Origin of the sequence: Streptacidiphilus jiangxiensis, assembly GCF_900109465.1 — a bacterium.
GTDB lineage: Bacteria > Actinomycetota > Actinomycetes > Streptomycetales > Streptomycetaceae > Streptacidiphilus > Streptacidiphilus jiangxiensis.
This window is the reverse complement of the sequence record NZ_FOAZ01000001.1, coordinates 529,519-549,550: the sequence shown is the minus strand read 5'-3', so window position 1 is coordinate 549,550 and position 20,032 is coordinate 529,519. Positions and strand designations below refer to the sequence as shown.

At 73.2% G+C, this 20,032-nt stretch carries 12 protein-coding genes; 3 read left to right on the top strand and 9 right to left on the bottom strand.

Features of this window, described 5'->3' with window-relative positions; genetic code table 11:
* Positions 1-28: 28 nt before the first annotated feature.
* The 4 genes from BMY61_RS02405 to BMY61_RS02390 all read right to left on the bottom strand — a co-directional run bounded on the left by BMY61_RS02405 (position 29) and on the right by BMY61_RS02390 (position 4,774).
* Positions 29-1,585, bottom strand: coding sequence for a glycoside hydrolase family 3 protein (locus BMY61_RS02405; protein WP_236656578.1), 1,557 nt, complete (start codon positions 1,583-1,585; stop codon positions 29-31).
* Positions 1,586-1,592: 7 nt separating this feature from the next.
* The gene (locus BMY61_RS02400; RefSeq protein ID WP_042456117.1) at positions 1,593-2,420 is read right to left on the bottom strand and encodes a carbohydrate ABC transporter permease; all 828 of its coding nucleotides are present in this window, start codon (positions 2,418-2,420) and stop codon (positions 1,593-1,595) included.
* Positions 2,417-3,412 carry a carbohydrate ABC transporter permease gene (locus BMY61_RS02395; protein ID WP_042456118.1) on the bottom strand — a complete coding sequence of 332 codons (996 nt, stop codon included), beginning with the start codon at positions 3,410-3,412 and terminating at the stop codon, positions 2,417-2,419. Before BMY61_RS02395 ends, BMY61_RS02400 begins: the two co-directional genes overlap by 4 nt.
* A gap of 87 nt (positions 3,413-3,499) precedes the next feature.
* The gene (locus BMY61_RS02390; RefSeq protein ID WP_042456119.1) at positions 3,500-4,774 is read right to left on the bottom strand and encodes an extracellular solute-binding protein; all 1,275 of its coding nucleotides are present in this window, start codon (positions 4,772-4,774) and stop codon (positions 3,500-3,502) included.
* Between the two features lie 487 nt (positions 4,775-5,261).
* Here BMY61_RS02390 and BMY61_RS02385 point away from each other — a divergent pair, with 487 nt between their 5' ends.
* The 3 genes from BMY61_RS02385 to BMY61_RS02375 all read left to right on the top strand — a co-directional run bounded on the left by BMY61_RS02385 (position 5,262) and on the right by BMY61_RS02375 (position 13,874).
* Positions 5,262-6,035, top strand: coding sequence for a GntR family transcriptional regulator (locus BMY61_RS02385; RefSeq protein ID WP_042456120.1), 774 nt, complete (start codon positions 5,262-5,264; stop codon positions 6,033-6,035).
* Between the two features lie 135 nt (positions 6,036-6,170).
* Positions 6,171-8,180 carry a N,N-dimethylformamidase beta subunit family domain-containing protein gene (locus BMY61_RS02380; protein ID WP_063773366.1) on the top strand — a complete coding sequence of 670 codons (2,010 nt, stop codon included), beginning with the start codon at positions 6,171-6,173 and terminating at the stop codon, positions 8,178-8,180.
* A gap of 195 nt (positions 8,181-8,375) precedes the next feature.
* Positions 8,376-13,874 (top strand): non-ribosomal peptide synthetase/MFS transporter, encoded by a 5,499-nt coding sequence (locus BMY61_RS02375; RefSeq protein WP_042456121.1) that lies wholly within the window; start codon positions 8,376-8,378, stop codon positions 13,872-13,874.
* An 84-nt stretch (positions 13,875-13,958) separates the two neighbouring features.
* Here BMY61_RS02375 and BMY61_RS02370 read toward each other — a convergent pair whose 3' ends face one another.
* The 5 genes from BMY61_RS02370 to BMY61_RS02350 are packed head-to-tail and all read right to left on the bottom strand — an operon-like array spanning position 13,959 to position 19,929.
* Positions 13,959-15,125 carry a 2-oxo acid dehydrogenase subunit E2 gene (locus tag BMY61_RS02370; RefSeq protein ID WP_042456122.1) on the bottom strand — a complete coding sequence of 389 codons (1,167 nt, stop codon included), beginning with the start codon at positions 15,123-15,125 and terminating at the stop codon, positions 13,959-13,961.
* Positions 15,118-16,089, bottom strand: a complete 972-nt coding sequence (locus BMY61_RS02365) for an alpha-ketoacid dehydrogenase subunit beta (protein WP_042456123.1) — start codon at positions 16,087-16,089, stop codon at positions 15,118-15,120. Before BMY61_RS02365 ends, BMY61_RS02370 begins: the two co-directional genes overlap by 8 nt.
* Positions 16,086-16,994, bottom strand: a complete 909-nt coding sequence (locus tag BMY61_RS02360; protein ID WP_042456124.1) for a thiamine pyrophosphate-dependent dehydrogenase E1 component subunit alpha — start codon at positions 16,992-16,994, stop codon at positions 16,086-16,088. Before BMY61_RS02360 ends, BMY61_RS02365 begins: the two co-directional genes overlap by 4 nt.
* On the bottom strand, positions 16,991-18,520 hold the full coding sequence (locus BMY61_RS02355; RefSeq protein ID WP_042456125.1) for a condensation domain-containing protein: 1,530 nt from the start codon (positions 18,518-18,520) through the stop codon (positions 16,991-16,993). Before BMY61_RS02355 ends, BMY61_RS02360 begins: the two co-directional genes overlap by 4 nt.
* On the bottom strand, positions 18,517-19,929 hold the full coding sequence (locus BMY61_RS02350) for a class I adenylate-forming enzyme family protein (protein WP_042456128.1): 1,413 nt from the start codon (positions 19,927-19,929) through the stop codon (positions 18,517-18,519). The genes BMY61_RS02355 and BMY61_RS02350 overlap by 4 nt, the downstream gene beginning before the upstream one ends.
* Positions 19,930-20,032 lie beyond the last annotated feature (103 nt).

The following is a 20,032-nucleotide window of genomic DNA, read 5'->3' as shown; positions in this document are numbered from 1 at the left end:
CAGGAATGTTCATGTCCGCACCGCGTGCTCAGAGTTGGACGCCCGGCTGCCCGGTCAGCACCTCGACCGCGGCCAGGCCGCAGACCCGGGCGGCGCCGTGCGTGGCGACGTGCAGGGCGCCGCGGGGCGGCGCCTGGGGGACGCCCATCTCGACCACGGCGGCGTCCGGACGACCCGCCAGCAGGCCGTCCACGGCCGCCGCCATCCAGGCGTGCCGGTGCAGGTCGCGCACGACCAGCACCACGCGCCGTCCGGCGGACTCACGGCGCACCCGCTCGACGAAGGCCGGCAGCAGCTCCGGCGTCACGTCGTCCGGGCCGACGCTCTCGGCGCGCGTGCCGGGGAAGCGGGCGCCGAGCATGCCGGCCACCCCCCACGGGGTGTCGTCGCCGACCGCGATGTTGGGGACAGGGCTGAAGGAGAGGACGTACGGCCGCTCGGTGACCGGCGCGAAGCCGATCCCGGGGGCACGGGTCACCCGCAGCGCGCGCCGTGCGGCGCGCAGCCCGATGGCCAGGTCCGGCGCGAGCCGACCGCCGGCCTCCACCTGCTCCGCGGCCCACGAGCCCAGCGCGCGGACCCGGTCGGCGGCCTGCGCCAGCCGTTCCTCGTCCAGCTCACCGGCGCGGACCGCCTGCACGAGCGCGTCGCGCAGGCCGAGCACGGTCTCCTCGTCGGCCAGGCCACCGCCGACGCAGATCGCGTCGACGCCGGCCGCGACGGCCAGCACGCTGCCGCGGGCCACCCCGTAGGTGTCCGCGATGGCGCCCATCTCGATGCCGTCGGTGACGATCAGCCCGTCGTAGCCGAGCCCGCCGTCGGCCGGGGCCGACCGCAGCAGGTCCAGCACGGCCCGGCTGAGCGTCGCGGGACGATCGCCGTCCAGCGCCGGGACCATGATGTGAGCGGTCATCACGGCCTTGGCGCCGGCGGCGATCGCCGCCTTGAACGGGACCAGGTCGCGCGAGCGCAGCAGGTCCACGTCGATGTCGACCACGGGCAGGCCGAGGTGCGAGTCGACCGCGGTGTCGCCGTGGCCGGGGAAGTGCTTGGCGCAGGCGGCCACGCCGGCCGACTGCAGGCCCTCCACCCAGGCGGCGGTGTGCCGCGCACAGCCCTCCGGGTCGGCGCCGAAGGAGCGCACGCCGATCACCGGGTTGTCCGGGTTGGAGTTGACGTCGGCCGAGGGTGCCCAGTTGTAGTTGACGCCGCACTCGGCCAGTGCCCGGCCCAGCTCCCGTGCCACGTCCCGGGTCAGGCCCGGGTCGTCGACCGCGCCGAGCGCGAGGTTGCCGGGCCAGGAGGAACCGCTGCCCGCCTCCAGGCGGGTGACGTCGCCGCCCTCCTCGTCGATGGCGACCAGGACGTGCGGATTCTCCCGGCGCAGCTCGGCGGTGAGCAGGGCGAGCTGCGCGGGGTCGGTCACGTTGCGGGCGAACAGCGCCACCGAGCCGAGGCCGTCGGCGAGGTGGCGACGCAGCCAGTCCGGCGGCTCGGTGCCCACGAAGCCCGGCTGGAGCACGGTGAGGGCGTCACGGTGCAGCCGGTCCTTCGTCCGGGACGAGGACGGTCCGATGAGAGCCACGTGCACGTCAGCCCTTCACCGCGCCGGCCGTGAGGCCGCCGACGGCCTTGCGCTGCAGGATGAAGAAGACCACGAGGATCGGGAGGGCGAAGACCGTGGAGGCGGCCATGGTGGCGCCCCAGTCGTCGCCGAAGTTGGTCTGGAACTGGGTCAGCCAGAGCGGCAGGGTCTGCGCGCTCTCCTTGTTCAGCACCAGGACCAGCGGGTACTCGTTCCACGCGGTGATGAAGCCGAAGAGCGAGGTGGCCATCAGGCCGGGCGCCAGCAGCGGCAGCACGACCTTGACGAAGGCCTGGCGCCGGGAGCAGCCGTCGACCATGGCCGACTCCTCGAGCTCCTTGGGCACCGCCGCGATGAAGCCGCGCAGCGTGAGGATGGTGAACGGAAGGACCATCATCATGTAGAACGCGGTCAGCGGGACCAGGCTGTTCAGCATGTTGCTGTCACGCACGATCATGTAGACCGCGATGACCATGACCTCCCACGGGGCCATCTGCGCGATCATGATGACCAGCAGGAAGGCCTTGCGGCCCTTGAACCGCATCCGGGTCACCGCGAAGGCCGCCAGCAGGGCGATGATCAGCGAGAAGACCACGGAGCACGAGGTGACGGTGATGCTGTCGAGCACCAGCGTCCAGAACCCCTGCGAGTGGAACGCCCGGGTGAAGTGCTGGAGTGTGCCGTTCAGCGGCAGGAACACCGGGGTGGTGCTGATGATGTCGGTGTCCTTCTTGAAGGACGTCGCCACCATCCAGTAGACGGGGAACACGAAGAACACGAACAGAACGACCGCGACGGCGTTGGGCCAGGTCCGTCCGAACAGGGAGCGCCTCACAGCTCGTCCTCCTGCTTCAGGATGATGCGGAGGTAGTAGGCCGTCAGCGCCAGCAGGATCAGGATGGTCAGCACCGCGATCGCGGCACCCACCCCGTAGTGCTGGTTGCCCACACCCTCGACGAATGAGTACACCGGCAGGGTCTCGGTCAGGCGGTCCGGCCCGCCCTGGTTGACGGCCAGGACCTGGGTGAACGCCTTGAAGATCCAGATGACCTCGAGGAAGGTCGTGCCGAGGAAGAACGGCTTGAGCGCGGGGAAGGTCACGAAGCGGAAGGACTTCCACATGCCGGCCCCGTCCATCCGGGCCGCCTCGTAGAGCTCGCCCGGGATGGTGGTCAGGGCGGCGTACATGGTGAGCGCCACGAACGGGATCGACATCCAGACGATCAGCAGAGTGATCACCGCGAAGGTCGACAGCTGGGTGCTGAACCAGTTGTAGTGCGCCATCGAGTGCCAGCCGAAGGCGCTGAGGAACCAGTCGGCGACGCCGAACTGCGAGTCGAACAGCCACTGGTAGACGGTGGTCGCGGCGACCACCGGCATCGCCCAGGCGAGGATCAGCGCCACCGAGAGGAAGAGCCGCATGCGCTTGCCGAGCCGGTTGAGCAGCAGGCCGACCAGCGAACCGACCACCATGATCAGCACGACGTTGGCCAGGGTGAAGAAGACCGACCGCTCGGCGGTGTGCCAGAACTCGCCGCTGGTCAGCTGGTCGGTGTAGTTCTGGAAGCCGTTCCAGACCGTCGTGTGCTGGATCAGCTCGAACATGTTGAGCTTCTGGAACGAGATCAGCACGATCTTGACGGCCGGGTACCCCAGCAGCACCAGCGTCGCCAGCGTCGCCGGCAGCAGCAGCAGGTACGGGGTCGCTTTGGACAGCCGGCCGGCGCCGCTGCCGGATCTCTGTCGCTTGAGCACCGGGGCCTTGGGCCCGCCGGCGGATCCGCTGCTGGGCGAGTGAGTCTGCACTCCCTCGGACTGCACTGTCATGACTACCACTTCCTCGAACCGGCCGGGAACGCGCCGAGCGGTGCCGCCGGCCGCCCTGGTGCGGACGGCCGGCGGCACCGTCGGGGATTACTGCTGAGCGTTGAGACGCTTGGTGATCTCGTCGTCCGCGGTCTTCGCGGCGGTCGCGTAGTCCTTGCCCTCGAGCACGTCCGTCATGAACTGCTTGATCGGGTTCGGGGTGTTCTCGACCGCGGCCCACTGCGGCAGGTTCGGGGTGGTGTCACCCTGGCCGGCGGCCGGGAGGGCGGCCTGGGCGAACGGGGTGTTCGCCAGGGAGTTCAGCGCCGGGTTGTTCGGGACGATGCCCGCCTCGGAGGCGAACTCGCCCTCGTTCTTGTCGTCCAGCGCGATCTTCAGGAAGCCGACCGCGAGGTCCTTGTTCTGGCTGTTCTGGGCGATCGCCAGGTTCGAGCCACCGAGGAAGACCGGCATCGGCTTGCCCGCGGTGTCGCTGGGGAGCGGGAAGTAACCGATCTGGTCGGCCGGGATCGCGGTCGGGGCCGGGGCCTCCCAGCTCAGGCCGATCTCGGCGCCCACGTCGCCCTTGGAGAAGACGGTGGACTGCTGCGGGGTCGCCTCGTCCTTGTCCTTGGGGGCCTTGGAGAAGCCCTGCAGCTTCGCGTAGACCGCCATGGCCGCCTTGGCCTCGGGGGACTCCAGGTTGCCGACCCACTTGCCGTTCTGCTGGACGGCGATCTTGCCGCCCTGGCCGAGCAGCATGCCGAAGTAGGTGTACCACTCCTCACCCGGCATGTAGAGCGCCTGGGAGACGCCCTTGGTGGCGTTCAGCTTGGTGAGGTCGGCGTAGAAGTCCGTCAGCGTCTGCGGGGCGCTGGTCAGACCGGCCGCGGTCCACAGCTTCTTGTTGTAGATCACGACGCGGTTGGTGAAGTACCACGGGGCGGCGTACTGCTTGCCGTTGAAGACGGCGGAGTTGTTCAGGTTGGGCGCCCACTTGTCGCCGCCGAGCTCGGACTTGACCGAGGTCAGGTCCATCAGGCCACCGGTGGCCGCGTAGCCCGCGGTCTGGGTGTTGCCCATCTCCAGGACGTCCGGCGGGGTGTTCTCCGACAGGGCGGTGGTGACCTTCTGGCCGATACCGTTCCACTGCTGGACCTGGATGTTCAGCTTGGCGCCCGGGTAGGCCTTCTCGAAGTCGGCCTGGACCTGGGCGGTCCACTTCGGCGTGTTCGAGCCGCTCATGAACCAGACGGTGAGGGTCTTGCCGGCGTAGCTGCTCGGCGAGCTGGAACCAGTGCTGCTCGTGGAGCTGGAGCTGCATGCGGCAACGCTGACCAGCACGGCCGCGGTGCCGACAGCGGCGATAAGTCGACGGTTCACGCCATCCTCCTGGGATGCCCGGATTTCCCCCCATCCGTTCCGGTACGGCGCCCTGCCCGACACGGGGTCGAGGGTGCCGCATTCCCAGCGATGGGTCGGGGATTGTTTTTTGGTCGCGGTGGTTTAGACCAGTGCCTGGAGCTTGGCCTAGACCAAATACGAGTGTCAACGGGTTGCGAACAGAAGAACCGGAGCCGTTATCAAGCCGACATCCGAGGTGCTCCCCAGCGTGACCGATTGGTACACCGTTTGACCTGGACCGGTCGCACTCGTCCGGAACTGGGGTCTTGCCAAGCATCGGGTCCAAGGTCTAGACCATGCAGAAGCGCTTGGCCTGGACCAATCGCCGTCACGCGCCCGTCGCGGGACGGCCGAACGGCTCCCGGCTTCGCGCTCAGCATGCTTTCGCGCAGGCGGACGTGCCACCATAAGGCCGAGCGGCAGCGTGCCGGCGGCGAGGACAGGGGACGAGGAACCAGGAGCGGTGATGACGACCGAAGGGGGCCCCGGGCCGGCCCTGGCCGAGGAGGCTCAGACGGGGGCGTCCACCGCGCGCGTCCCGAAGTACTACCGGCTCAAGCGCCACCTGCTGCAGATCACCCAGACCCAGGCCCCCGGCACACCCGTGCCGCCGGAGCGGACCCTGGCGCTGGAGTTCGAGACCTCCCGCACCACGGTGCGCCAGGCGCTGCAGGAGCTGGTGGTCGAGGGACGGCTGGAGCGGATCCAGGGCAAGGGCACCTTCGTCGCCAAGCCCAAGGTCTCCCAGGCGCTGCAGCTCACCTCCTACACGGAGGACATGCGCGCCCAGGGCCTGGAGCCCACCTCCCGACTGCTGGAGGTCGGCTACATCACGGCCGACGACCGGCTCGCCGAGTTGCTGGACATCCGTCCCGGCGGTCGCGTGCTGCGCGTCGAGCGCCTGCGCCTGGCCAACGGCGACCCGATGGCCATCGAGACCGCGCACCTGAGCGCCAAGCGCTTCCCCGCGCTGCGCCGGAACCTGGCCAAGTACAACTCGCTGTACACCGCGCTCAGCGAGGTCTACAGCGTCAGCGTCGCCGAGGCCGAGGAGACCATCGAGACCTCCCTGGCCACCCCGCGTGAGGCGGGCGTGCTCGGCACCGACGTCGGCCTGCCGATGCTGCTGCTCTCGCGCCACTCCTTCGACGCCGGCGGCGAGCCGGTCGAGTGGGTGCGCTCGGTCTACCGCGGCGACCGCTACAAGTTCACGGCCCGACTGCGCAGGCCGGAGGCGTAGGAGCCGTCCGGGGCCCCGCCCCGCGCCGGTCGGCCGGGCCCCCAAGGGTGTTGCCACCCCCCATTGGTCTATGCCAATCTCCACCTAGGTCTGGACCAATGGGTCCAGTGGTCTGCCCGGGGGAGGCGGCACGAGGTGACCTTGGTGGCATACGCGGCGGCGACCTCGTGTCGGGCCGGGGAGCAGCTGGACTTCGTCGTGAGCTCCACCCGGCCCGGCCCGGTCCGCGGCCGGGTGACGGTCGAGGACGCCGTCGACGGCCGGACGGTGCTCAGTGCCTCCGTGACCGGCGCGCACTGGCGGCTGACCGTCCCGCGCGACTGGCGCAGCTCGCTGTACCGCGCCGTCTTCGAGCCGGGCCGGGGTGAGGACGGCGAGGTCTGGTTCGTGGTCCGCCCGGCCGCGGGCGCACCGCGACGCCGGCTGCTGCTCTCCGTCCCGTTCGCCACCTGGCAGGCCTACAACCGCAGCGGCGTCCCGGGTGAGGGCCTCTACTGGACCGAGGACCCCGACCGCGCGGCACGCGTCAGCTTCGACCGCCCCGGCGGCGGGCCTCCCCCCGAGCGCTGGGAGGAGGGGCTGATGCGCTGGTTGCGCCGCCACGGCCCGGCCGCGGACCACGGCGACGCCGACTACTGCTCCAACCTCGACCTCCACCTCGATCCGCAGGCCCTGGTCGGCTACCGGCTGCTGGTCGTGAACGGCCACGACGAGTACTGGACCTGGGAGATGCGCGACCAGGTCGAGGGGTTCGTCCGCGCCGGCGGCAACCTCGCCGTGTTCGGCGCCAACACCGCCTGGTGGCAGATGCGTCTGGAGGACGGCGGCCGCACCATGGTCTGCCACCGCGACGCCGCCACCGACCCGCTGGCCTCGACCCGGCCCGAACGCACCACCGTGGAGTGGTCGTCCGACCCGGTCCACCGCCCCGAGAACTCCCTGACCGGCCTGAGCTTCCGCAGCGGCGCGGGCTGCTGGGGCCCCTCGATGCCGCTGATGCGCCGCGAGTCCTACACCGTCGCCTTCGCCGACCACTGGGTCTTCGAGGGAACCGGTCTGCGGGACGGCGACAGCTTCGCCCGCGGCGCCCTCGGCTACGAGACCGACGCGGCCGACCTGGAGTTCGCGGACGGAGTCCCCACCGCCACCGGGCGCGACGGCACACCCGCCTCGTTCGCCGTGCTCGCCACGGCCGACCTGCGCCACTGGGAGGCCTACGGCCAGGGCGGCTGGGCGGTGCTGGGCGTCTTCCGGTCCGGGGCCGGCACCGTCTTCAACGCCGGGACGGTCAACTGGGGAGCGGCGCTCCACGATCCGGTGGTCGACCGGATCACCCGCAACGTGCTGGAACGCCTCTCCGCGCCCGCCCACGCGGGCGGCTGGACGGCCTTCGGTTCGGCGCGCGGCGCCCGCGCCCTGGCCGGCGCGGGGCCCTGGCTCTTCGCGGCGATGGCGGACGGCACCCTCGGGGTGCGTCCCGCGGACCAGCACAACCGCCGGCTGCGACCGGCCGGCCCCGCACCCGACCTGCTCGCGCTCGCCGCCCCGCGCGAGGCCACCGTCGACGGACCGCTGGCGCTCTACGGGGTGGACGGCGCCGGCCGCCTGCTGGCGCGGTCGGCCTACCCCGAGGCCCGTGGCTGGCGCACGGCCGGCCGCTGCCCGGAGGGGACCGTCGGCCTCGCGGTCTGCGACGCCCGCTTCTTCGCCCTGGACCGGCGCGGCACGCTGTGGACCGCGCCGCAGAGCGCGCCGCGCCGCTGGCGGGTCCTCGCCCCGCCACCGGCCGGGACCAGGCTGCGGACCGTGACGGCGGTCAACGGGCGGCTGTACGCACTCGACGACCAGGACCGCGTCCTGCACCGGCCGCCCGCCACGGAACAGCCCTGGCAGGTCCTCGCCCCCGCGGCCGGCGCCACCCTGCTGGCCGGACAAGCCGGCCGTCTCGTCTCGCTCACCGCCGACGGCGTGCTGTGCTCCCGGTCCGTCGTCCCCTCCCCCGCGCCGACCCGCACCCGCGGCGACGCCCACCACCGCTCCCCCGCCGACCAGCCGCTCGACGCCCCGCGCGTCCGCGCCACCGGCACCGTCGGCTCCGCCGGCTCCGTCGGCACCGTCGGCTCCGTCGCCGACGCTCGTCGGTAACCGCGGGCCGCACCGACGCCCCACCGCAGGCCGGACACCGGCCGAACACGGGCCGGGCTCGGCGACGCCCCCGGCGGGCAGCCACCGCCGTACCGAACGGCGGCCCGCGGACCAGCCCTTCCCCATCCCGCGCAGCGCCGCACGGGGTGTCTCCCCGCCCTCGTCCCTTGACCCGCCCCAATCCGGAGGACGTCAATGACCGAGACCCCCGCCGCACCTCCCGCGGAGTGGTCGGACGCCAAGCGCGCGCTGCTCGCCTCGCGCCTGCGCGGCGCACGGCAGCGGACGGCGGCCCCGACGCCGACCGTGCCCCGGCGCGCGCACGGCGCCGCGCCGCCGCTCTCCAGCGGACAGGAACGCCTCTGGTTCATGGAGCAGTTCGCTCCCGGCGGCGGCGCCGCCTACGCGCTGGCGCCGAGCAGACGGCTGCGCGGACCGCTGGACCGGGCCGCACTGGAGGCCGCACTGGGCGATCTCGTCGCCCGCCACGAGAGCCTGCGGATGAGCTTCCCCACCACCGAGGAGGGCACCGCCCGCGTCGTGGTGGGCGAACCCCGGCCCGTGGAGCTGGAGTACGCGCCGGCCGACTCGGCCGCCGACGCGGCCGCGCGGATCAGAACGGCCCTGGCCGAACCCTTCGACCTGGCCGACGGCCCGCTGCTGCGCGCCCTGCTGCTCCGGCTCGGCCCGGACGACCACGTCCTGACCCTCCAACTCCACCACATCGTCTGCGACGGCTGGTCCGTGGACCTGCTCCAGCGCGAGCTCGACGCCCTGTACGCCGAGCACGCCCTCGGCAGACCCGCGGAACTCCCGGCGCTGCCCGTCCAGTTCGGCGACTACGCGGCCTGGCAGCGGGCCCGCCTCCAGGACGGCACCCTCGCCGCCGACCGCGCCTACTGGCAGACCGAGCTGGCCGACGTCCCGGCCCTGGACCTCCCGGCGGACCGCCCGCGGCCGTCCGTGCTGACCTTCGCCGGCGCCGGGCACGGCTTCGCCTGGGACGGCGAGCTCACCGAGCGGCTGGGCGCCCTGGCCCGCGCCCGGGGCGCCTCCCTGTACATGGTGCTGATGACCGCCTACCAGGTGCTGCTGTCCCGGCTCAGCGGGCAGCAGGACTTCGCCGTCGGCTCCCCCGTCGCCGGACGCAGCCACCGGGAGCTGGAGGGCGTGATCGGCGCCTTCGTCAACATGCTGCCGATCCGCGCCAGGCTCACGGGTGACCCGAGTTTCGCCGAGGCCGTGGACGCGGTCCGCGACCGGACACTGGAGGCGTACGCGCACCAGGAGGTCCCGTTCGAGCAGATCGTGGCGGACCTGCCGGTGGAGCGGGACGTGAGCCGCTCCGCCGTCTTCCAGACCACCTTCGCCTTCCAGAACTACGGCGACCGCGCCGCCCGCCCCGCCGACACCGGCCTCGGCGCGGAGGAGTTCGGGTTCGAGGGCAGCAGCACCCACTTCGACCTGGCGCTCTACCTGAGCGAGCAGCCGGACGGCCTGAGCGGCCTGTTCACCTACCGGACCGACCTGTTCGACCAGGGCACCGTGGAGGCGCTGGCCGAGCGGTTCCGCCTGCTGGTGACCGCGGCCGTGGCCGCGCCGGACCGCCCCGTCTCGCAGCTCCCGTTGCTCACCGAGGCCGAGGCGGCGGCGGTCCTCGGCGCCTGGGCCACCGGACCCGAGCTGCCCGAACCGGCCCCCGACGCCGGTCCGCGCACGCTGACGGCGCTGCTGGCGGCCACCGCGGCCGCGCACCCGGACGCCCCGGCGCTGGTCTTCGCCGACGAGACGCTGAGCTACCGGGAGCTGGACGGCCGGGCCAACCGGCTGGCCCGCAGGCTCCGCGCGTTCGGCGTGCGGCCCGACGACCGGGTCGCGGTCTGCCTGGAACAGTCGCCCGCCCTCGCGGTGGGGATGCTCGCCGCACTCAAGGCGGGCGCCTGCTACCTGCCGCTCGACCCGGAACAGCCGCCCGCCCGGCTCGCCTTCCTGCTGCGCGACGCCGACGTCCGGGTCCTGGTGACGGACGAGGAGACCCGTCCGCTCTTCCCCGAGTACCAGGGCCCGGAGCTGCTGCTCGACGGCGATCTCGCGGCGGACGAGTCCGACGCGCCGCTCGACGAGGCGTCGGGCCCCGACGACCTCGCCTACGTCATCTACACCTCCGGCTCGACCGGGCAGCCCAAGGGTGTCGCCGTCCAGCACCGGCAGATCGTCAACTACCTGGCCGGCGTGGCCCCGCGCCTGCGGATCGAGCCCGGCGGGTCGTACGCGCTGCTGCAGTCGCTCTCCTTCGACTTCAGCATCACCATGCTCTACCTCGCGCTCACCACCGGCGGCCGGGTCCACCTGCTCCCCCGGCGCATCGCCGGCGCCGAGCTCGCCGACGAGCTGGAGCGCCTGGACATCGACTACCTCAAGATGACCCCCTCCCACCTGGCCGCCCTCACCGCCGACGCGCCGGTCGAGCGGCTGCTGCCGCGTCGCGCCCTGGTGCTGGGCGGTGAGGCGTCCGCCTACGGGTGGGCCCGGGAGCTGGCCGCCGTCGGCCGCTGCGCGGTGTTCAACCACTACGGGCCGACCGAGGCCACGGTCGGCATCACCGTGCACGAGGTGCTGCCCGAGCCCGACCCGGTCGGCGCCGAGGGCAGCACGCCGATCGGCCGCCCGCTGGCCGGCGCGCGCTGCTACGTCCTCGACCGGACGATGCGTCCCGTCCCGCCGGGCGTGCCCGGCGAGCTGTACCTCGGCGGCGACCGGCTGGCCCGCGGCTACCTGGACCGGCCCGAGCTGACGGAGGAGCGGTTCCTGCCCGACCCCTTCGGCCCACCCGGCGCCCGGCTCTACCGCACCGGTGACCTGGCCCGCTGGCGACGCGACGGCACGCTGGACTTCCTGGGCCGCGGGGACCACCAGATCAAGGTGCGCGGCTACCGGGTCGAACCGGGCGAGATCGAGGCCGCGCTGTGCGAACTCCCCGGTGTGGTGCAGGCGGTGGTGCTCGCACGCGGCGCCGGCGTGAAGCAGCAGCTGGTCGCCTGGCTGGAGCGGCCCGGCGCCGGCGAGCCGCTCGCCCCGGCCGAGATCCGCACGCGCCTGCTGGGAACCCTGCCCGACTACATGGTCCCGGCCCGCTACGTCACCATGGAGCGGTTCCCGCTGCAGGCCCACGGCAAGGTGGACCGGCGGGCCCTGCCGGAGCCCGAGACGGAGGTCCGCACCGGCCACGAGCCGCCCGTCGGCGCGGAGGAGGAGCGGATCGCCGAGATGTGGGCGGACCTGCTCGACGTGCCCCGGGTCGGGGCCCTGGACGACTTCTTCGAGCTCGGCGGCCACTCCCTGCTGGCCACCCAGGTGGTGGCCCGGATACGCCGCGCCTTCCCCGAACTCCCGGTACCGGTCACGGTGATGGATCTGTTCCAGCACTCGACCGTCCGCGCCCTGGCCGGGCTCGTCGGCAGCCTGCTCGCGGAGCCGGACGCGGACCGGGGTCCACGCCGCCTGCTGCACCGGCTCACCCCGGCCCGTCCGGTGCAGGCCAGCCTCGTCTGCGCCCCGTACGGCGGCGGCAGCGCGCTGATCTACAAGCCGCTCGCGGACGCCCTGCCCGAGGACTGGGCGCTGCACTCGCTCGCCGTTCCCGGTCACGAGATCGGCGAGGAGGCGATGCCCGTCGACGAGATCGCGGCCGGCTGCGTCCGGGAGATCCTGGAGAGCGTCGAGGGCCGGATCGTGCTGTACGGGCACTGCGGGCTCGGCGTGATGCTGACCGTCGAGATCGCCCGGCGTCTGGAGGCGGCCGGACGCGAGGTCGAGGCGGTGCACCTGGCGGGGGTCTTCCCGTTCGCCCGCCCGCGGACCCGTGGCGCGGCCCTGGCCGAGCGGGCCGAGCGGCTGGCCGAACGCCTGCGCAGCGACCAGAACATCGTCAACCACCTGACCGCCGCCGGTCTGGACGTCGAGGACTTCACCCCGGAGCAGCTGCGCCTGATCGTGGCCAACCGCCGCGCCGGCACCCGGGCGGCCGAACAGTACTTCACCGAGCTCTTCGAGGACGCCGAGGTCCGGCTCAAGGCCCCCGTCATCGCGGTGGTCGGCGACCGGGACCCGGCCGCGGAGTTCTACCAGGAGCGGTACCGGGAGTGGCTCCGGATCACCGACACGGCCGCAGCCGTCGTGCTGGACGAGGCCGGGCACTTCTTCCTCAAGTACCGCGCCGAGGAGCTGGCGGCGGTGCTGACGCAGGTGCACCGCTCGCTCGCCGAAGGGACCGAGGAGCGGCTGCGGCGCAGGCCGGACGCCACCTGGTGGCTGGTGGACGTGACCCGTCCCGGTGACGCGCTCCCGACCGGCCCGGACCGGGCGGTCCGCCCGAGCATGCGGCGGTTCCTGACCGTCGCGGCCGGACAGCAGGTCTCGATGATCGGCTCGGCGCTGACCGAGTTCGCGGTGCCGGTCTGGCTCTACCTCCACACCGGCTCGCTCGCCCAGTACGGCCTGCTCGCCGCCTGCGGCCTGGTCCCCGGCATCCTCGCCGCGCCGCTGGCGGGAGCCGTGGTCGACCGCGGCGACCGGCGCCGGATCATGCTGGCCGGCGATCTCGCCTCGGGCGCCACCCAGGCGGCCATGCTCGCCCTGGCCCTCACCGGCACGCTCCAGGTCTGGCACGTGTACCTGCTGGTCGCCGTGCTGTCCGCGGCGCTCACCTTCCAGCGGTTCGCCTGGGGTTCGGCCGTGCCGCAGCTCGTCCCCAAGCGCTACCTCGGGCGGGCCAACGGCGTGGTCCAGATGGCCTTCGGCTTCGCGCAGTTCCTGGTCCCGCTGTTCGCGGTCGGCCTGCTGGCGGCGGTCGGACTGCGCGGCATCCTCGGCTTCGACGTGGCCAGCTACCTGTTCGCGGTGGGCGTGGTGCTCTGCGTCCGGTTCCCGGCCGCGATGCCCTGGACGCGTCGCGAGTCGATCGGGGTGGAGATCCGCGCCGGGTTCCGGCGCTCGCTGGGCAGTCGGCACTTCCGGGCGATGCTGGTCTGGTTCGCGGTGCTCAACGTCTTCCTGTCGCCGCTCTTCCTGCTCACCACGCCCCTGGCGCTGTCGGTCGGCCGGCTCGCCGAGACGGGCTGGGTCGCCATGTGCGCGGGCCTCGGCGCGACGCTCGGCGGCCTGACCCTGCTCGTCTGGGGCGGCCCGCGCCGCCGCCGGCTGCGCGGCCTGCTCGCCGCCACGGCCGCACTGGGGGCGGCGGCGGTGCTGACCGGCCTGCGGCCGAGCATCCCGCTGGTCGCGGCCGGTGCCTTCGGGATGGCACTGGGGCTGGCGGTGCTGAACGGGATCTACGCGACGATCATCCAGACGAAGGTGCCGCAGCGGTTCCACGGCCGGGTCATCGCGGTCAACACGATGATCGCCTGGTCCACCCTCCCGCTCGGCTTCGCCGTCGTCGCCCCGTTCGGCCCGGCCCTGCTGCAGCCGCTGATGGCCCGTCACGGCGCGCTGGCCTCGACGTTCGGGGTGCTGCTGGGCACCGGCCCGGGGCGCGGCATCGGGCTGCTCTACCTGCTGTTCGGCCTGGCGATCGCCCTGCTGGCCGTGGCCGGCCTGCGGGTGCGCGCCCTGGCCCGGTTCGACGACGAGGTGCCGGACGCCCTCGCCGACGACCTCGTGGGCCTGGAGGCGCTCAAGGAGAAGTCGCACTGAGCCCGAAGGGGCGCGGTCCCTGCGCTTGCACGCAGGGCCCGCGCCCCTTCGGTGGTCCGGCCGGTGGTCCGGCCGGTGGTGCGGCTACCCCAGCGCCTCCATGCGCCGCTTCAGCGCCTGCAGGAACAGCACGGCGTCCCTGCCGTTGATCAACCGGTGGTCGTACGCCAGGCCGATGTTGGCGAACGACCCGTCCCCGGCCGGGGCCGTCACCGCCAGGGCGCAGACCGTACCGGGGAAGACGAACGGGACGGCCAGCACGATGTCCGCGTCGGTGTGCAGGGTGACGACGAAGTTCGCGCCGGTGAGCTCGCTCTCCTTGAAGCCGCCCGTCGTGGCCGCCAGACGGTAGGCCGTCAGGCTCGTCGCGATCTCCCGCAGGCTGCGCCGCGCCGCGTCGTGGACGCACGGGACGTACAGGCCCTCGCCCAGATCCACCGTGACGCCGATGTGCGGGGCGTCCGCGAGCAACGCGGTGCTGCCCTCGATGGCGGCGAAGCAGCGCGGGAACTCCCCGTGCAGCGCGGCGACCTGCTGGACGAAGAGCTCCGCCAGGCCGACCGGTCGGCGCACCTCGCGGGTGGCGGCGCGGGCGTACCCGAGGGCGGGGCCGAGGTCCATCCGGACCACCGTGTACGCGGCCGGGATGGTCCGGTGCGACAGCTCCACCGCACGGGCGACCCCGCGCTGCACCCGGCCGAGCGGCACGCCCGGTGTCGCTGCCCGGACCTCCTGGCCGGTATCGACGTCCCGGCCGTCCTGGCAGTCCTGGCCGTCCTGCTCGGCCCGGTCGGCCCGGTCGGCCTGGTCGGCTGCGCGGAGGCGTTCGACGTCCGCCGTCCGGACCACCGCCAGCCCGAGCGCGGCGATCTCGGCCGGGGTGACCCCCAGTTCGTCCGCCCGTTGCTGCGCCGCGCGCGTCACCAGCGGAGCGTCCGAGGCCGCGTCGGCGGGTCCGTCGGCGGGTGCGGTGGCGGGTGCGGGTGCGGGTGCGGTGGGCGGTGGCACCGGCGCGGCCGTCCCGTCCGTGATCTCGGCGACGGCCTGGCCGGGACGGCACCAGTCGCCCTCCTTGGCGCCGTGGCGCAGCGTGCCGGAGGCCGTCGCCTCCAGCTCCTCCGCCGCCTTGGAGGTCTCCACCACCACGACCGCGTCCCCGGCCGCGACCGGCTCCCCGTCCGCGACCAGCCACTGCGTCAGCTGGTACTCCTCGTCCTGGTTGTTGAGCTTGGGAACCTGCAACTCAGCCACGGAGGGTCTCCCGGATCACGCGGTGGACGTCGTCGGCGCCGACCAGGACCGCCGCCTCGAGGTGCGGCGCGGTGGGGATCACCGAGTCCGCGGAGTGGATCAGCGTCACCGGGCCGTCGAGGTCCGCGAAGTGACGCCGGTGGATCTCGTGCGCGACCTCGGCTCCCCAGGTGCCACCGGCCGTGCCCTCCTCGACCACGAAGACGCGCCTGGTACCGGGCGGCAGCTCGATCCCCACCGGGTAGAGCCGGGAGGGGACCAGCAGCGTGCAGACGATCTCCTCCTCCAGCAGCAGCGACCGCATCGCGGCCATCACCCGGTGGCTGACCCCGCCGCCCGCGACGACCACGCAGTCCGGTCGCTCGTCCAGGAACACCCTGGCCACGCCGGGCGTGTGGACGTCGAGCCGGAACGGCTCGGCCACCTCGTACATCGGGCGGGTGTACAGGACCTTGTCCTCGAAGAGCACGCACGGCTCCTCGCGCGCGAACATCTCCGCGAGCACGTCGGCGTTGTCGTGGAACGGCGAGACCTCGTAGAGCGCCAGTCCGGGCACGCCGACGAAGTGCTTCTGCAGGCTCTGGCTGTGGGTCGGACCGTAACCGCGGCCGCCGCCGACCGGGCAGCGGACGACCAGCCGCATCGGCACCCGGCTCCCGTACATCGACACGGACTTGGCCGCGAAATTGACCAGCTGGTCGAAGGCCAGGGCGGCGAAGTCGCCGAACATGATCTCCACGATGGCGCTGTCGCCCGCCAGGGCCAGCCCGGCGGCCACCCCGGTGATCGCGTTCTCGCTGATCGGCGTGGAGAGCACCCGCTCCGGGAAGCGGTCGGAGAGACCCCGCGTGATCTTGAACGCCCCGCCGTAGGGGTCGAGCACGTCCTCGCCGAGCAGGTGCAGGTCCGGGTCCTCGGCCAGCGCCCGGTGCAGGGCCGCGTTCAGGTTCTCGGCGACTCTCATGACGGCTCCCGTGCGACGACATCGGCGACGACGGCCTCGATCCGGGCCCGCGCGGCAGCCTCCAGGCGTGCGACGCGCTCCGGTTCGGCCGCGGCGTAGGGGGCCCGCCAGTCGGCGGCGCGCACCCGGGCGAGCTCGCCCGCCGGACGCGTGTCGTCCCCCTTGCTGTGCGGGCCGAGCCGGTGGGTCACGAACTCGACCACCAGCGGCGCGCCACCGCGCACGGCCTCGACACCCGGCGCCAACTGCCGCCGGATCGCGGCCAGGTCACTGCCAACGACACGTTCGTGGGCGATGCCGAAGGCGGCGGCCCGACCGGCGATCGTCCCGGCCATGGCCCGTTGCGTCGGCGTGGACTGGGCGATGCCGTTGTTCTCCACCACCACCAGCAGCGGCAACCGCCACAGGGCCGCCAGGTTCAGCGCCTCGTAGACCCCGCCCTCGCCCCAGGTGCCGTCACCGACGTAGACACAGGCCAGCGCGCCGGGGCTGACCCGCCGCAGACGTAGCGCGACGCCGCAGGCGACGGGCAGGCTCTCGCCCTGGACCCCGGTCGACAGGTAGCGCTCGGTGCGGATGTGCTGGCTGCCGCCGACCCCGCCGCAGACCGCCCCGCGGCGGCCCATGATCTCCGCGAGCAGGCCCTCCGGGTCGCGGTGCCGGGCCAGGTAGTGCCCGTGGCCGCGGTGGTTGCTGAAGACGTGGTCCTCGGGACGCAGGAGCGCCTCGAGCGCGACGGGCACGTACTCCTGCCCGAGGCAGGTGTGGGTGGTCCCGTTGAGCATGCCCTGCCCGAAGAGGTCGAGCAGCCTCTCCTCGAAGGCCCGGATGGTGAGCAGCAGTGACAGGTCCTCGTCCGAGGGCGCCCCCTCCGCGACGGCCGCCTCGGTGACGGTGGCCGTCATGAGCGGATCACCGCGACGACACCGGCGACGGTCGGGTTGTCGAAGAAGTCGTCCAGGGAGATCTCCACGCCGAGCTGCTGCTGCATGCGCGCGATGATCTGGGTGATGGTCAGCGAGTGCCCGCCCAGGTCGAACAGGTCGTCGTCGGGCTCGATCGGGGACAGGTCGAGCACCTGCTCCCAGATCGCCAGGATCCTGGCGACCATCGGGTCGTCCGCGTCGACCGACGCCCTGGGGGCCGCGTCGGAGTGCTTCTGCACGTCCGAAGTCCCGACCGTCGCACCGACCGTGGGCGCGGTGAAGGTGAGCAGCTCCCCGAGCGGCCGCGCCGGGTCCGCGGCGACCGCGGCGAGCAGTGCGGAGAGGTCGGCGGCGAAGCCGGCCGCGTCCACCAGCTCGCGCGGGTCGTGCCGCAGGCTGACCAGTGCCTCTCCCGACTCCCCGGCCACGGCGAACTGCAGTTGGAGCGCGCCGCGCACGGTGCCGTTGAAGGCGAGCCACTCGACCTCACCCAGCCCGGCGGCGACGTCCTGCGACGCGCGGCGCCGGTAGCTGAGCGAGACCGGCGCCAGCGCGGCGTGCGGACGCAGGCCCGGCACCGCGCGCGAGAGCGGCACCGCGCGGAACGCGTAGCTCGCGCGCAGCTCCTCGCGCAGCCCGGCCGCGAACGCCGCGAAGCTGGTCTCCGGCGCCGGACGGGAGAAGAGCGGCAGCTCGTTGACGTAGCAGCCGATCAGGTCGGCCTCGGCCGGGGTCCGGGTGGAGAGGTCGATCGCGGTGGCCACCTCGGCGTTGCCGTACGAACCGAGCAGCGCGTGCAGGGCGGCGGTGAGGACCTCGAAGCGGGTCAGTCCGGGCAGCTCGGGAAGGTCCAACCGGAACTCCGACGCCTCGCCGGGGCTCGCGGCCCGCGACCGCAGCGTCCCACCGGGCACGGCGAGCGCCGCGGGCTCACGCCAGCGCCCGCCCCAGAACACGCCCGCCTCCGCCAGGACGGCTGCGGCGTCCCGCGCCACACCGGCGGCGTCCGCGTCGGTTGTGGCGGCGTCAGGCGCGCCGGCAACGGCCGGGGCCCCATCGGCCGCGCCAACGTCGCCCGCGGCACGGCCGGGCGCGCCAACGGCGCGGTAGGCCGCGGCGAGTTCGGCGACCAGCAGGTCCTTGGAGAGGCCGTCGAAAACGAGGTGGTGGGCGACCACGACCAGGGTCCGGCCACCGACCAGCGCGAAGCGCACGAGGGGGCCGCGCTCCAGGTCGAAGGGCTCGGCCACGACCTCGGCCAGGCCCTCGGCCTTGGTCAGCGGCGCCTGCTCCGCAGCCGGGACGAAGACCGGCACGCCGTCCCGCTCGGCGACCGCGCTGCCGAGCAGCGGGTGCCGCTCGACCACCAGGCGGCAGGCCTCGGTCAGGGCGGCGAGGTCGGGGTCGTGGTCCAGGGTGATCACGACGGGCATGTGGTAGGCGGTCCCCGCACCGGTCCGGGCGGAGATCCACATCCCGTGCTGGGCGATGGCGAGTGGGCTCACTGAACTACCTCTCGAAGTGCGCGTTTGTCCACCTTGCCGCCGTGGTTGCGGGGCAGGGCGTCGAGCGTGACGAGCCGGTGCGGCATCTCGTGGGGGGCCAGCCGGTCCTTGAGGAAGCCGCGCAGGTCCGCGTGGTCCACCGCGCCGACGACGGCCACGGCCACGGCCTTGCCGAGGGACTCGTGCGCCACCCCGAAGGCGGCGGCCTCGACCACCTGCGGGTGCTGGTGGACGACCTCCTCGACGTGGAGCGTGGAGACCTTGTGGGCACCGGACTTGACGACGTCGCTCTCCCGGTCGACCAGGAAGAGGTAGCCGTCGTCGTCCAGGTAGCCGAGGTCGCCCATGCGGACCCAGCCGCCGCGGAACACCTCCCCGGTGGCGGTGGCGTCGCCGTAGTAGCTCCGACCGGCGACGGGCGAGCGCATCCAGACCTCGCCCACCGTTCCGGCGGGCGCCGGCTCGCCGTCCGCGGTGGCGATCCGGACCGCTCCGCCGGAGGTCGGGCGGCCGAGGCTGGCGGGGCGCTCCGGGTCGAAGAGCATGACCGTCTGCGCGGGCGCGGCCTCGGTGGAGGTGTAGTAGTTGGCGATGGTCGCCCGGGGGAACGCGGCGGCCAGCTCTCCCGCGACCCGGCCCGGCAGCGGCGCGGCGGCGGAGCCGAGCAGCAGCACGCTGGAGAGGTCGGCACGGGTGTGCACCCCGGCCGTCAGCATCTCGATGGCCATGGTGGGCACCAGGAAGACCGTCCCGGCCCGGTGCTCCTCGATCAGCCGGGCGAAGCGGCCGGGGGTGAACCGGGGCAGGGTGACCACGGTGGGGTGCGCGCCGATGGCGTTGGCCAGCATCCACTGGCCCGCGTTGGTGCCGATCGGGAAGCCGTGCGCCAGGTGCCGCGAGTGGGCGAAGGGACGACGGCGCCCGCCCCAGCCGTAGGCCAGGTTCGCGTGCGTGGCGCCGACACCCTTGGGACGTCCGGTGGTTCCGGAGGTGTAGAGGATCTGGGCGAGGTCGCCTGCGGCGGGCGTCGGTCGGGCCGCGTCGGTGGCGTTGTCCGGCTCGGCTGCGGGCAGCGTGCCCGCGCGCAGCACCACGCTCGCACCGCTGTCACGGATCCGGACGTCGAGGTCGGCGGCGGCGAGCTGGTCGAAGAGCGGCACGGCGACCGCTCCGGCGGTCAGCACGCCGAGGAAGGCGACGGCGTAGTCCAGCCACTCGCCGTTGCCGAAGACGAGGGCCACCCGGTCACCCGGGGCGACGCCCTGGCGCAGCAGTCCTGCGGCGACGGCGTCCGCCCTGCGGACCCACTCGCCGAAGTCGAGCGCCCCCACTCCGGCGACGACGAGCGCCTGTCTTTCGGGCTCCTCGCGGGCGCGGACGCGCAGAAGTTCGCACAGGGTAGGACTCATGAAGGATCCCCCGATGAAACGCCAATTGCACTGTAAATAAACGGAATTGACGAAGGCACGCAAAGCCCGACGCTGGGCTCTCGGCGACTTGGTATAGACCATT